Below are 12,344 nucleotides of genomic sequence, written 5' to 3'. Positions count from 1 at the left end.
GCTCCCCGAGCGTGATCTGCTCGCACGCCGGAACTGGCGGGAACACCCCGGCTCCCAGCCCCTCGCAGGGAAGTTCCGGCGACAGCGGGAGCAGCGGGCCCCAAGTCTGCAGCTACCACAGTGTCTCCTGGGCCTGTTACGACCCGGAGCGCGGTTACTTCAACGACGGCGACGGCTGTTACTACCGTCCCCTGGACAAGCAGCCGGCCGAGGGAGATTCGGCGTGGGAGGGGCACAAGCCGTCCGAGGGGTCCGTCTACTCGCAGGTCTGCCCGCAGACCAACGGCGGACAGGGCGGTCTGGCGACCGTGTTCCAGGCCAACGCGGCGGGCGCGAAACAGGTGATCGACCCGGTGGTCCAAGGGAAGCTGATCGCCGGCCGGATGGCCTTTCCGGCGCCGGTGGCGGGCGTCGCCCCCAAGGACACGGCCGTGGTGAAGGCTCCGGTCTGGCTGTGGGCGGACGGCATGGCGGCACCCCACGCCGACCCGCTGGTCCTTCCGGGTGTCTCGGTCACCGTCACCGCCCGACTGGATGGCATGACCTGGGAGTTCGGCCCGGGCATGTCGGTGGACTGCGCCACGGCGGGCACGCCGTACGACCCGAAGTACGGCGCGGCCACGTCCCCTGACTGCGGCTACGAGTTCTCGGTCGGTTCGGGCACCCGACAGGGCGGTGTCTTCACCGGCACGGTCACCGCGCACTGGCAGGCCCATGTGGTGATCACCGGGCCGAATGCGCAGACCTTCGACCTGCCGATGCCCCGGGCGACGGACTTCACGCTCAAGGTCGCCGAGGTCCAGGTCCTCAACTGATCTCGCTCCGGCGCCCGTTCGAAGAGCGACGAGGCGCAACCACGACAAGGAAGGGCGGAACCCGGTGGAGAACCGTACATTCGCGACGCCGGGATCCGGCACACCCGCCGGCGCCGCGGTGTCCGTGGCGCCCCCGGAGCAGCAGGAGCGGGGCAGCGGCCGCGGCCGTGCCGCGCCGCACGCGCCCGGACGGACCATGCGGGCCCGGCGGCGGCGCCCGGCGGTGCTGGCGATGGCGGTCGCGCTGATCGCGGCCGGCGGGCTGGGCGGCGCCGCCCTCTACAACAGCACCGGGCAGCGGGTCGCGGTTCTGGCGCTGGCCCGGGACGTGCCCTGGGGGCAGGTGATCACCGAGGACGACCTGGTGGTGGCCCGGATCGCGGGCGATCCGGCGCTGCGGCCGGTGTCGGCCCAGGATCGGGCCAAGGCGGTCGGCATGCGGGCCGCCACCGACCTCAAGCGCGGTTCCATGCTGACCGGTTCGGACCTGGCGCAGGGCCTGTCGGTGCAGCCGGGGCAGATCGTGGTCGGGGTGTCGGCCAAGCGCACCCAGCTGCCCGCCAGCCGGCTCCAGCCCGGGGTGCAGATCGTCGTGGTCGACACCCCCGACAACGGCCGGGCCGACTCACTGCCGGCGACGGTCATCACGGTCGGCCGGGTGGACACCGACGGCAGCCAGGTGATCGACGTGGCGGTCGGCGCGGCGGACGGGCCCCGGCTGGCGCAGTGGGTGGCGAGCGGGCGGATCCAGGTACTGCTGGCGCCGCGCGCCGCCCCGGGCGGTGCCGGGGCCGGTTCCCCGGCCTCCCCGTCGGCGGCACCCACCGGTGCGGCCACCGGTGCGGCCACCGGTGCGGCCACCGGTGCGGCCGCCGGCGCGGCCACTGGCGCGGCCACCGCGCCCGCCACCCCGGCCGGAACGGGTGCCCCGGCCGGGACGGGTGGCGCCTGATGGCGGTGATCGCGGTGGTCGGCGGTCCGGGCGCGCCGGGCGCGACCACGACCGCGCTGGCGCTGCTGCTGGCCTGGCCGCTGCAACCCGGCCGACGGATCCTGCTGGTCGAGGCCGACCCGGACGGCGGCGCGGTGCTCGCGGGCGCCCTGGAGGGCCGGGTCGACGCGGTGTACGGCCTGCGCAATCTCGCCGTCGCCGACCGACGCGGGCTGCTCGCCCAGACCATCTGGGAGCAGCTGATCGACCTCTCTCCCGAGGGCAACGCCGAGCGGCTGCTGCTGCCCGGCCTGACCGACCCGGCCCAGGCGCCCGGCCTCGCCTACACCTGGGAGCCGCTCGTCGACCTGCTGCACGGCATCGAGCAGCAGGGCTACGACGTCATCCTGGACCTCGGCCGCTCCGGCGCCACCGGGGCGAGCGCGGTGCTGGCCCGTCGCGCGGACGTGGTGGCGGCGACGGTGCGCACCACGCTGCGCGGGCTGAGCGCGGCCCGCCCCCGGCTCGCCGCCCTCGCCGAGGACCTGACCGCCGGCGGGACCGGGGCGGACGCGCTCGGGCTGCTGCTGGTCGCCGAGGGGCCGTACCCGGGGGCGGAGGTGTCCCGGGAGTTCGGCCTGCCGGTGCTCGGGGTGTTGCCGCACGCCGCCCGTACCGCGCGGGTGCTCTCCGACGGCGGGGACACCACCGACCGGCGGTTCATCCGCTCGGAGCTGATGCGCACGGCCCGTTCGGCGGCCGACGAGCTGCAGCTGCTGGTCCGCCGACGGCGCCAGCGGCTCGCCCCGAACGCCGCGCCGACGCCCGCGCCCGCCCAGCTCACGGCGCCGAACCCGCCGGCCGCGCCCGCCCCGGCCGCGCCCACCGTGCCTGTGCCGGCCCCGGCGCCGGTTCCCGTCCCGGGGCCGGTGGCACCGCTGCCGCCGATGGCCGCCCCGGCCCCGTACGGGCAGCAGCCGTACGGACAACCGCCCTACGGACAGCCGCCGTTAGGATCGCAGCCCTACGCGGAACCTGCCTACGGCCCCGTCGAGGGTGAGCAGCCCTCGTACGCCCCGCCGCTGATCACCACCGGACCGGTCGCACCGCTGGCCGGGCTGGCGCCGCAGCCGGCCGCCCCGGCGCCGTTCCCGGCGCATGTCCAGTCGCACGCCCAGGCGCCGCGACCGGCCGACGAGGATGGGCAGTACCCGCTTCAGCAACCAATGGTGACGGAGCGCCAGATCGACGGCCGGCCGTACCCGTACAGCCCCGGGGAGGTGCTCCGTGCGCGGTAGCCCCCTGCACCAGCACCCGACGGCCGACCCGGCCGCCCTGCCCTGGCCGACACCCGCGCCCACGTCCGCACCCATGTCCACGCCGGCACCCGCGCCGCCTCGGCCCGCGCAGGCGTACCAGCCCGGCCCGGTCGCGCCCCAGCCCGTCGCCTCCGCCCACGGCGGTGCGGCCGGGCCCACCGCCGTACCCTCCCAACTGCCCTCGCTGGACCTGCGCGGCGCCGCCACCCGCCCGGCCGTCGACCCGCAGGTCGCACGCGAACTCAAGCGACAGGTCGCCGCCGAACTACACCAGCAGATCAGCCGGTTGACCGCCGGCTCCGGTTCCGAGCCGGACCGTGCCACCCGCCGCCAGCGCGGCCGCGCGCTGATCGAGGAGGCGGTCGCCCGCTGGTCCGACGCCTACGCCCAGACCCACGGCATCCCGCCCACCCGGGAGCAGGACCGCGCCCTCGCCGAGGCCGTCTTCGACCTGCTGTTCCGGGCCGGCCGGCTCCAGCCCTACCTGGACGACCCGGAGATCGAGAACATCCTGATCAACGGCTGTGACGACGTCTGGGTCTCCAAGGTGCACCAACCCCTGCGCCAGGTCCCGCCGGTGGCCGACAGCGACGCCGAACTCATCGAGCTGCTCCAGGACTTGGCCCGCCAGCACGGCGGCGGCGAGCGCAGCCTGTCCACCGCCAGCCCGACGCTCGCCCTGCGCCTGGAGGGCGGCATGCGCCTGCAGGCGCTCACCGAGGTGACGCCCCGCCCGTACGTGGCGATCCGCCGCCACCGGGTGGCCTCGGCGACGCTGCCGGAGATGGTCGAACTCGGCACCCTGGACGGAACCTTGGCCGCTTTCCTGGCCGCCGCGATCCGGGCCCGGAAGAACGTGATGATCACCGGCACCCAGGGCGTCGGCAAGACCAGCCTGCTGCGCGCGATGGCCGCCGAGATCCCGCCGGACGAGCGGATCGGCACCCTGGAGTCGGAGTTCGAGCTCTGGCTGCACACCCTCGGCCACCTGCGCCAGGTCGTCCCGATGGAGGCCCGCGAGGGCAACGGCGAGCGCGTCGACGGCCGTCTGGCCGGGGAGTTGACGATCGGCGACCTCATCCCGGCCGCGCTGCGCATGACCCTCTCCCGGATCATCGTCGGCGAGGTCCGCTCCGGCGAGGTCGTCCCGATGCTGCGGGTCATGACCAACGGTGAGGGCGGCTCGATGTGCACCCTGCACGCCCGCGGCCCGCACATGGTGGTCGACCGCATCGCCGAACTCTGCCTGGAGTACGGCTCGCACATGACCGACGCCCTCGCCTACCGGCTCACCGCCAACGCCCTGGACCTCATCGTGCACGTCACCATGGTCGACGAGACCGCCGTCGGCGGCCGTCGGCACCGCTTCGTCTCGCACGTCCTGGAGGTCACCGGCCTCGGCGAGAGCGGCCGGCCCGCGCTGAACACCGTCTTCGGCCCCCGGCCGGACCTCGGTGAGCCGCGCGCCGTCCCGCACACCCCGCCGCAGTGCCTGGACGACCTGCGCCGGGCGGGCTTCGACGCCTCGCTGCTCGGCTCCCGGTACGGGGGCTGGGCCACCCCGTTGCAGCTGCGGATCGGCGGTGGCGCGCGGTGATGCTGCTGTTCGCCCTGTGCGGGCTGGCGGTCGCGGGCGGCCTGGTCGCCCTGGTGGCCTGGGCCCGCGGCAGCGAGCCCGCCGACGAGGGCGAGCCGGGCCGCCGGGACAACCCGCTGGCCGGCCGCGCCCACGTCTTCTGGTACGGCGCCCCCGGCGCGGCCTCGCTGCGGATGGTGCGGCTGCGCCGGATCCAGCTGCCCCTGGCGCTCGCCGGAGCGCCGACGGCCTGGCTGTTCACCGGCATCCCGTTGACCGCGCTGCTGGTGCCGTTGACCGTCTTCGGCCTGCCCTGGCTGTTCGACACCACCCGCCCGGACACCCACCGGATCGAGCGCCTGGAGGCGCTGTCCGAGTGGACCCAGCGGATCGCCGACGTGCTGCTGCTCGGCGTCGGCCTCAACCAGGCCATCGTCACCAGCCGCCGCACCGCCCCCGCCGCCCTGGAGGACGAGATCGGCGAGCTGGCCGCCCGATTGCAGGCCCGCTGGCGACCCGAGGAGGCGCTGCGGGCCTTCGCCGACAGTCTGGCCGACGCCACCGCCGACAAGGTGCTCGCGGCCCTCGTGCTGCGGGCCGGGGACAGCGGACCGGGCCTGGCCCGGACGCTCTGCGACATGGCCGACTCGGTGCGCGAGGAGGTCCGCCAGCGCCGCGCCATCGAGGCCGACCGGGCCAAGCACCGCACCACCATCCGCTGGCTGGTCGGCATCATCGTGCTGGTCGTCACGGTCGGCTCCTTCAACACCGAGTACACCCGCCCCTACGGGACCTTCCTCGGGCAGACCGTGCTCGCCGTGGTCGCCGCCCTGTTCGTCGCGATCATCGCCTGGATGCGGGCGCTGGCCTCGCATCCGCCGGTGCCCCGGCTGCTCACGCCGGACCGGCGCAGCAAGGGCGGGCGCCGCCTGCCCGGCCCCGAGCAGGAGCCCGTCGAGCAGCTCGGGGAGGCCCGGTGATCTCCCCCTGGTCCGTGCTCGCGGGCGCCGCCGCGGCCGGCGGCCTCGCCCTGCTGATCGCCGAACTGCGGCCCGCGCCGCCGGACTTGCGCCAGGCGCTGGACCGGCTGCACCGAGCCCCGGCGGACCGGCCGCAGGACCCGGACGAGCGGCCGCGCTGGTACGACCGGATCGGCGAGCGCTCGCTCACCCTGCGCGGGGTCTCCATCCCGCGCCGCGAACTCGCCCTGATCGGCCGTACCCCGGCCCGGTTCATGGTGCACAAGCTGCTGTTCGCCGCGCTCGGCCTGGTGCTGCCCGCCTACCTCGGCGCGATGGTCGTGCTGATGGACGTCGCCCTGCCCTTCGCCCTGCCGCTGGTCGCCGGACCGCTGCTGGCCGGGCTGCTGTTCTTCGTCCCGGACGCGATCGTGCGCGGCGAGGCCAAGGAGGCACGCACCGAGTACCTGCACGGCATCGCCGCCTACCTGGAACTCGTCGCCATGGAGCGGGCCGCCGACTGCGGCCCCGCCGAGGCGCTGCGCCGCGCCGCCTCGGTCGGACAGGGTGTGGTGTTTCGCCGGATCCGCGACGCGCTGGAGCGCGCCGCCACCGACCGCCTCCCGCCCTGGGCCGGACTCGACGCGCTGGCCGAGGAGTTGGGCCTCAGCCCGCTCCAGGACGTGGCCGACATCATGCGGCTGTCCGGCACCGACGGCGCCGCCGTGTACGACACCCTGCGGGCCCGCGCCAAGGGCCTGCGCGGCGAACTGCTCGCCGAGGACCTCGCCCGCGCCAACGCCGACAGCGAGCGGATGGTCGCGCCCGGGGCCGCCCTGACCCTGCTGATGACCGTCCTGATCGTCTTTCCCGCGCTCCACCAGATGCTCAACTGATGCCTGCACCCGAGCAGCTGACACCACACCACACCCCGGGAGAACCCGATGACCGTACGACTCGCCCAGCTGGCCGGCCGGGTGCTGCGGCCCGTCCTGCTGCCCGTGCAGTTCGCCCTGCTGTTGTTCACGCTCCGGCTGGGCCGGCTGCGGGCCGCCCGCGCGCGCGGCGACCGGGGCGCCATCAGCATCGAACTGGCCCTCGCCATCATCGCCTTGGTGTTCGTCGCGGGTGCCGTGGCGACCGCGCTGTACCTGCTGAAGGACAAGGTGGTCACCAAGGTCGAGCAGGACCCGAACATGCCGGGTGGCGCGGGCGGCGCGGGTGGCGCCTCCAAGTGATCCGCCTGCCTCGCCGCCGCGGCGACCGGGGGTCGATGAGCATCAGCCTCGCCGTCGTCTTCCCGGTCGTCCTGCTGCTCGTGCTGCTCGTCGTCCAGGCCTCGCTGTGGTGGTACGACCGACAGGTCGCGCTCACCGCCGCCCGTGAGGGCGTGGACGCCGGGCGGGTACAGGGGAACGCGACGGACGAGGTGAAGAACGCGGCCGCCGAACGGCAGGCCCGGGACTTCCTGGACCGCCAGGGCGTGCACGCGTACGAGGTGCGGACCGGCGACAGCACGCCCGAGACGATCCGGGTCACCGTGGAGCTGACGCCCCCGCTGCTGATACCCGGGCTCACGGCGCCCAGGATCCGGCAGTACGCCGAGGCGCCGCGCGAGCGCTTCGTCCCGCCGGTGGTGGCGAAGTGACCCGCGCCGGCCGGCGGTGGCCGCGGTGGCGTCCGCGTCGGCGGGACCGCGGCGGGATCGCGATCGAGGCGGCGATCGTGGTGCCGGGCGTGGTCGGGCTGGTCCTGCTGGCGATCGCCGCCGGCCGGGTGCAGACCGCGGCCGGCACGGTCGAGGCCGCCGCCCGCGCCGGGGCCCGGACCGCCTCGCTGCAGCGCAGCGTCGCGGGGATGGACGCGCCGGCCAAGGACTCCGCCTTCGCCACACTGCGCCAGCAGGGCGTCTCCTGCCGGAACGGCGACGTCCAGGTGGACAAGGGCGAGCTGGACCTGCCGGACGGTCCGGTCGCGACCGTCAGGGTCACCGTGGTGTGCGACGTCGAACTCGCCGATCTGCTCGGCGGACCGTCCGGCGTGCCCGTGACGAAGCACCTCGTCGGGGAGTTCACCTCGGTGGTGGACCGTTACCGGGGCACATGACGGCCGCGGCGGCCGCGACGGACGGTCGGGGGGATTGGGGACGGGCCCCGCGGGGGAGACGCAAGCGGAGAGCGCTCGGGGGATGACGCAACGGCACCGAGTGGCGCCCGGTGCGGGGGCCGGTGGGGAGACATCGTGCGGATCGGGGGGAGAGGATGCGAGTGCTGAGCGGCCTGCGACGGGGCCTTCGTGCCGGTCGGCGCCGGTCGGACCGGGGCGCGGTCGCCCTCTTCGTGGCGATCTGCGCGGCCTATCTGGTGCTCGTCATCGCCCTGGTGATCGACGCCGGCGGCCGACTGCGGGTCGCCGAGCGCACCGACGCCTACGCCCAGGAGGCCGCGCGGGTCGGCGGGCAGCAGCTCGACCAGGCGGCGGTGCTGCAGGGCAAGGGCTTCAAGGTGCAGCAGGCGTACGTCAAGCAGGCCGCCGACGCCTACCTCGGGCTGTACGGGCTGCACGCCGGTGTCGTCGAGTTCTCCGGTGACGGCAAGGTCGTCACCGTCACCGTGCAGGCCGACTACCGGCCGGTCCTGCTGGGCGCCCTCGGGGAGCGGAAGGTAACGGGCAAGGGCAGTGCGACCCTCGTCCACGGAGTCGAGAAAGCGGAGACCGACTGATGGCCGCGCCACGTGCCAAGGACCAGGCCCGAACCGCCCCGGCCCGTAGCGGCCGGACCGGGACCGGGAACGACCAGGATCGAATCGCGAGGGGCCGAACCGCGAGGAGCCGGACCGCGAGGGATCGGAGTCGAAGCGCGCACCGGGCCGGACGCGGCCGTGGCGGCGCGCTGATCACCGCGCTCGCCGCGTTGGTCGCCCTGCTCGCCCTGCTGTTCGGCGTCCCCGCGCTGCTGCTGTACGGCACCCACGCGGTCGCCTCGATGGGCGAGGTCGCCCCGGGCGGGGTGGGTGAGGCGCTCACCGGTCCGGACGACGGACGGCTGTTCCTCTGGCTGCTGGTGGTGGTCGGCTGGCTGGCCTGGGCGTGCTTCGCGCTCTCCGTCCTGCTGGAGATCCCCGCCCAGCTGCGCGGCCGGATCGCCCGCCGGATCCCGGCCTTCGGCTGGAGCCAGCGGCTCGCCGCCGGGCTGGTCGGCTCGGTGCTCGCGCTGCTGCCGGTGGCCGGCTCGGCCTTCGCCGCGGTGCCCGAGCTGACCCACAACCCGGTCACCCAGGCGCAGTTGACCCCCGGTGTGCAGCGGGCGGCGCTGCCCGCGGCCCAGTCCGCGCCCGCGCTGAGCCCGGCGGCGGAGCAGCACCCCACGTACACCGTCCGGGACAGCCGGCCCGCGGACAGCCTGTGGTCCATCGCGGATCGCCAACTGGGCTCGGGTGAGCGGTGGGTGGAGATCGCCAAGCTCAACGACGGACGGGTGATGGACGATTCGGGTGTCCGCTTCGACGCGGACCGGCCGATCCAGCCCGGGTGGGAGCTGCTGATGCCGGCGGATGCCAAGCCGGACGAGGTGAAGGCGCCCGCGCAGGCACCCGCCCCCGCCCCCGTCCCCGCTTCCGGGCAGACGCAGGCGCCACAGACCGGGACGGAACCGGGTGCGGGCGGGCCGAAGACCGTGACCGTCCAGGCCGGGGACAGCCTGTCGGCCATCGCCCAGCGGGAGTTGGGGGACGGCGAGGCCTGGCCGAAGCTGTTCGACGCCAACAAGGGGGTGCAGGCGCCGGACGGGGAGCGGCTGACCGACCCGGACGTGCTGGAGCCGGGGATGGTGCTCACGGTGCCGGGGGCGGCCGTCCCGGCCGCCCGGACGCCCGCTCCAGCCCCGGCCCCGGCCCCAGCCCCGGAACAGTCACCGACGCCCGCCCCCGGTCAGGCCCCGGCCACCCAGGCACCGGCCCCCGCGCCCACTCAGGCCGCCCCGGCGCCGGCGTCGACGCCCGCCCACACGCCCGCGCCCGCCCCCGCCGGGCACGCCGACCCGGCGTCCGACGGCGACTACACCGTCGCCCTGGCCGCCTCCACCGTCGGCGTCCTGCTCGCCGCCATGATGGTCGGCACCGTCGCCTACAAGCGCGGCACCCAGCTGCGCGCCCGCCGCCCCCGGCACCGCATCGCGCTGCCCGCCGCCGGGGCCGCCGCCTTCGAGAACGAGCTGATGGTCCGCCAGGACCAGGCCGGGCTCGAACTGCTGGACCGCGCCCTGCGCACCCTGGCCCGCAACACCGTGCGCGGTGGCAAGCGCCTGCCGGCCATCGTCGCGGCCCGGATCACCCCCGGCCACACCATCGAGCTGCACCTGTCCGGCCCGGCCACGCCGATCGCACCGTTCCGCGCCGCGCACGCCGCCAACGTCTGGTGGTGCGGCGAGGAGTCCGGCGACCTGCTCAGCGCCGCCCAGGCCCGCAAGACCGCCGCGCCCTACCCGGCGCTGGTCACCCTGGGCACCTCGCCCGACGGCTCGGTGGTCCTCGCCGACCTGGAGGCCGTCCGGCTGCTCCACCTCTCCGGGCACCCCGACGACGCCCGCGACGTGCTGCGCACGCTCGCCGTCGAACTGGTCCACAGCCCGCTGGCCGACCGGCTCCACCTGCACCTGGTGGACCTCGCCGAGGAGGTGTCGATCAGCGGTCCGGCCGCCGAGCGCGTCCACCGCCACCCCACCCTGGAGGCCGCGCTGGCCGCGCTCGGCCCGCGCACCGCCAAGGCCCGTGCCACCCTGATCGCCGCCGAGGCCGCCAGCCCGCGGGAGGCCCGCAGCCGTGGCCAGGCGGACGAGTCCTGGGTGCCGGAGATCGTGCTCTGCGCCCAGCAGCCCGACGGCGACATCCCCGCCGAGCTGGGCCGGCTGCTGGACGCCCGCCCGCGCACCTGCGTCGCCGTCATCACCCGTGCCCCCGAGCGCGGCACCGGCCCGGTCGCCCGCTGGACCCTGCCGGCCACCGGCCAGGCCACCATCCCCGGCCTGCACCTGACCGTCGAACTCCAGCGGCTCGACGCCCACCAGTACGACCAGGTCGCCGAACTGCTCCGGGCCGCCGACGACACCACCCAGCACCCGGCGCCCGCCTGGACCCTGGACGGTCCCGGCCTCGACCCGGGTCCGGACGAGGACCCGGACACCGCCGAACTGCCGCCCGCCGTACCGGTGCTGGCCGTGGTCGGCGCTCCGGCCGAGGAGGCCGAGGCGGAGGCGGACGCGGACACCGCCGCCGGACCCCGGCTGCTGGCCCGGGTCATCGGCACCGGCGCGAGCCCGTTCGCGGGCACCGACCCGGTGACGCCCGCCCCCGCCCCGGCCCCCGTCCCCACGCCGGCCGGCCCGGCGCGGTTCGCCGTCAACGGGCAGGGGCGCCAGGCGGCCGCCGAGACCGAGCAGGCCACCGACGAGACCACCCGAGACCTGCGGCTGCCGGGCGAACCGGCCCCAGCGGCGGACCAGGTCCCGGACCCGGCCCTGGACACGGCTGTGGACGCGGCCGAGGCGGCGCAAGCGGTGCCGGCGGACGCCCCGGTGGTCGTCCTGCCCGTCCAGCCCGTGGTGCCGCAGCCGTCCGCCGAGCCCGCCCCGACGCACCAGAGCGCGCCCGCGCCCACCGGCACCGACCCGCGCATCCCGTCCCGGCCGGAGCCCGGTCCCGAGCCGGAGCCTGGTCCCGAGCCGGAGCCTGGTCCCGAGCCCGAGCCCGAGCCCGAGCCCGAGCCCGGTTCGGTCGCGGAGCGCCCGGACGAAGCCGAGGTGCGGGTGGAAACAGAGGTCGAGCCCGGACCGGCCGCCGTCGCCCCGGTCGCCCGGACCAGCCCCGGCCGGAGCGACAGCGACGACCTGCTCGCCATCCTGCGATCCCCGGAGGCGCACACGCCGCGCAACGCCCCCCGGATCCGGCTGCTCGGCCCGGTCGACGTGGCCGGCACCATCGGCACGGTCGAACCCGGCGCGCTGCCCCGGCTCACCGAGCTCGCCGTCTACCTCGCGCTGCGCCCCGGCTCCGACCACCACGCGCTCGACCACGACCTGCACCCCGGCGCCGCCCACCTCGACCCGCACCCCACCGCCGCCGACGCCAAGAGCCCGCTCCCGGCCAAACTCGCCGACCTGGCCGGCTGGTTCGGTACCTCCGCCGAGGGCCGCGCCTACCTGTCCACCGAGCCCACCGACGGCTACGCCTTCGCCCCGGCGGTCACCTGCGACTGGGACGAGTTCCGCAGCCTCTACCGGCGCGGCATGCGCAGCACCAGCGCCACGGCCGACGCGGCCCTCGCCCACGCCCTGGCCCTGGTGCGCGGCGCACCGTTCGCCGAGGCCCCGCCCGCCTCCTACGGCTGGGCCGAGGCCGAACGCCAGGACATGATCGCCGCCATCGTCGACACCGCCCACGAACTGGCCGCCCGCCGGCTCCAGTACGGCGACCACCGCAGCGCCGAGGCCGCCGTCTTCCGAGGCCTCGCCGTCGCCCCGGACGTCGAACTCCTGCACCGGGACCTCTTCTACGCCTACGCCTCGGCCGGCGCCCGCGACCAACTCCTGCGTGCCGTCAACCGCCTCGACGCCCTGAGTCGCCGCACCGGCCGCGACCTGGACTCCGACACGGTAGCCCTGCTGCGCGACCTGCTGGCCGGCTCCTGAACCGGTCGGCCACGCGACGGGCTTGAGCGGGGGCCGGCATGTCGGCCCCCGCTCCTTGC

General features: G+C 75.9%; 11 protein-coding genes. All 11 read left to right on the top strand.

Going from position 1 to position 12,344, the window contains the following annotated elements; genetic code table 11:
- Positions 1-11: 11 nt before the first annotated feature.
- The 11 genes from ABZW30_RS10440 to ABZW30_RS10390 all read left to right on the top strand — a co-directional run bounded on the left by ABZW30_RS10440 (position 12) and on the right by ABZW30_RS10390 (position 12,285).
- A complete protein-coding gene (locus ABZW30_RS10440) occupies positions 12-815 on the top strand; it encodes a hypothetical protein (RefSeq protein ID WP_355670636.1) in 804 nt (267 codons plus the stop codon).
- 64 nt (positions 816-879) lie between these two features.
- Positions 880-1,767 carry an SAF domain-containing protein gene (locus tag ABZW30_RS10435; RefSeq protein ID WP_355670635.1) on the top strand — a complete coding sequence of 296 codons (888 nt, stop codon included), beginning with the start codon at positions 880-882 and terminating at the stop codon, positions 1,765-1,767.
- Positions 1,767-3,044: a hypothetical protein gene (locus ABZW30_RS10430; protein WP_355670634.1), complete on the top strand. Its 1,278-nt coding sequence runs from the start codon at positions 1,767-1,769 to the stop codon at positions 3,042-3,044. Before ABZW30_RS10435 ends, ABZW30_RS10430 begins: the two co-directional genes overlap by 1 nt.
- Positions 3,034-4,662, top strand: coding sequence for a CpaF/VirB11 family protein (locus ABZW30_RS10425; protein ID WP_355670633.1), 1,629 nt, complete (start codon positions 3,034-3,036; stop codon positions 4,660-4,662). The genes ABZW30_RS10430 and ABZW30_RS10425 overlap by 11 nt, the downstream gene beginning before the upstream one ends.
- Entirely contained in the window at positions 4,662-5,621 is a 960-nt protein-coding gene (locus tag ABZW30_RS10420) for a type II secretion system F family protein (RefSeq protein WP_355670719.1), read from the top strand. The genes ABZW30_RS10425 and ABZW30_RS10420 overlap by 1 nt, the downstream gene beginning before the upstream one ends.
- Positions 5,618-6,496 (top strand): hypothetical protein, encoded by an 879-nt coding sequence (locus ABZW30_RS10415; protein WP_355670632.1) that lies wholly within the window; start codon positions 5,618-5,620, stop codon positions 6,494-6,496. Before ABZW30_RS10420 ends, ABZW30_RS10415 begins: the two co-directional genes overlap by 4 nt.
- A 48-nt stretch (positions 6,497-6,544) precedes the next feature.
- Positions 6,545-6,838: a hypothetical protein gene (locus ABZW30_RS10410; protein ID WP_355670631.1), complete on the top strand. Its 294-nt coding sequence runs from the start codon at positions 6,545-6,547 to the stop codon at positions 6,836-6,838.
- A gap of 35 nt (positions 6,839-6,873) precedes the next feature.
- The gene (locus ABZW30_RS10405; RefSeq protein WP_355670630.1) at positions 6,874-7,248 is read left to right on the top strand and encodes a TadE/TadG family type IV pilus assembly protein; all 375 of its coding nucleotides are present in this window, start codon (positions 6,874-6,876) and stop codon (positions 7,246-7,248) included.
- A complete protein-coding gene (locus tag ABZW30_RS10400) occupies positions 7,245-7,706 on the top strand; it encodes a TadE/TadG family type IV pilus assembly protein (protein WP_355670629.1) in 462 nt (153 codons plus the stop codon). Before ABZW30_RS10405 ends, ABZW30_RS10400 begins: the two co-directional genes overlap by 4 nt.
- A gap of 155 nt (positions 7,707-7,861) precedes the next feature.
- Positions 7,862-8,323 (top strand): hypothetical protein, encoded by a 462-nt coding sequence (locus tag ABZW30_RS10395; RefSeq protein WP_355670628.1) that lies wholly within the window; start codon positions 7,862-7,864, stop codon positions 8,321-8,323.
- Complete coding sequence (locus ABZW30_RS10390; RefSeq protein ID WP_355670627.1) at positions 8,323-12,285, top strand: LysM peptidoglycan-binding domain-containing protein; 3,963 nt, start codon at positions 8,323-8,325, stop codon at positions 12,283-12,285. The genes ABZW30_RS10395 and ABZW30_RS10390 overlap by 1 nt, the downstream gene beginning before the upstream one ends.
- The last annotated feature ends 59 nt before the right edge of the window (positions 12,286-12,344 follow it).

Source organism: Kitasatospora sp. NPDC004669, from assembly GCF_040609455.1.
In the GTDB taxonomy this organism is placed as follows: Bacteria; Actinomycetota; Actinomycetes; order Streptomycetales; family Streptomycetaceae; genus Kitasatospora.
This window is presented reverse-complemented; position numbering and strand designations above follow the sequence as displayed.

What these genes read in the sequence shown, in the direction of transcription:
- ABZW30_RS10430 (WP_355670634.1), top strand. Translation starts at nt 1,767, where the DNA reads ATGGCGGTGATCGCGGTGGTCGGCGGTCCGGGCGCGCCGGGCGCGACC.
- ABZW30_RS10395 (WP_355670628.1), top strand. Translation starts at nt 7,862, where the DNA reads ATGCGAGTGCTGAGCGGCCTGCGACGGGGCCTTCGTGCCGGTCGGCGC.
- ABZW30_RS10405 (WP_355670630.1), top strand. Translation starts at nt 6,874, where the DNA reads ATGAGCATCAGCCTCGCCGTCGTCTTCCCGGTCGTCCTGCTGCTCGTG.
- ABZW30_RS10390 (WP_355670627.1), top strand. Translation starts at nt 8,323, where the DNA reads ATGGCCGCGCCACGTGCCAAGGACCAGGCCCGAACCGCCCCGGCCCGT.
- ABZW30_RS10420 (WP_355670719.1), top strand. Translation starts at nt 4,662, where the DNA reads ATGCTGCTGTTCGCCCTGTGCGGGCTGGCGGTCGCGGGCGGCCTGGTC.
- ABZW30_RS10410 (WP_355670631.1), top strand. Translation starts at nt 6,545, where the DNA reads ATGACCGTACGACTCGCCCAGCTGGCCGGCCGGGTGCTGCGGCCCGTC.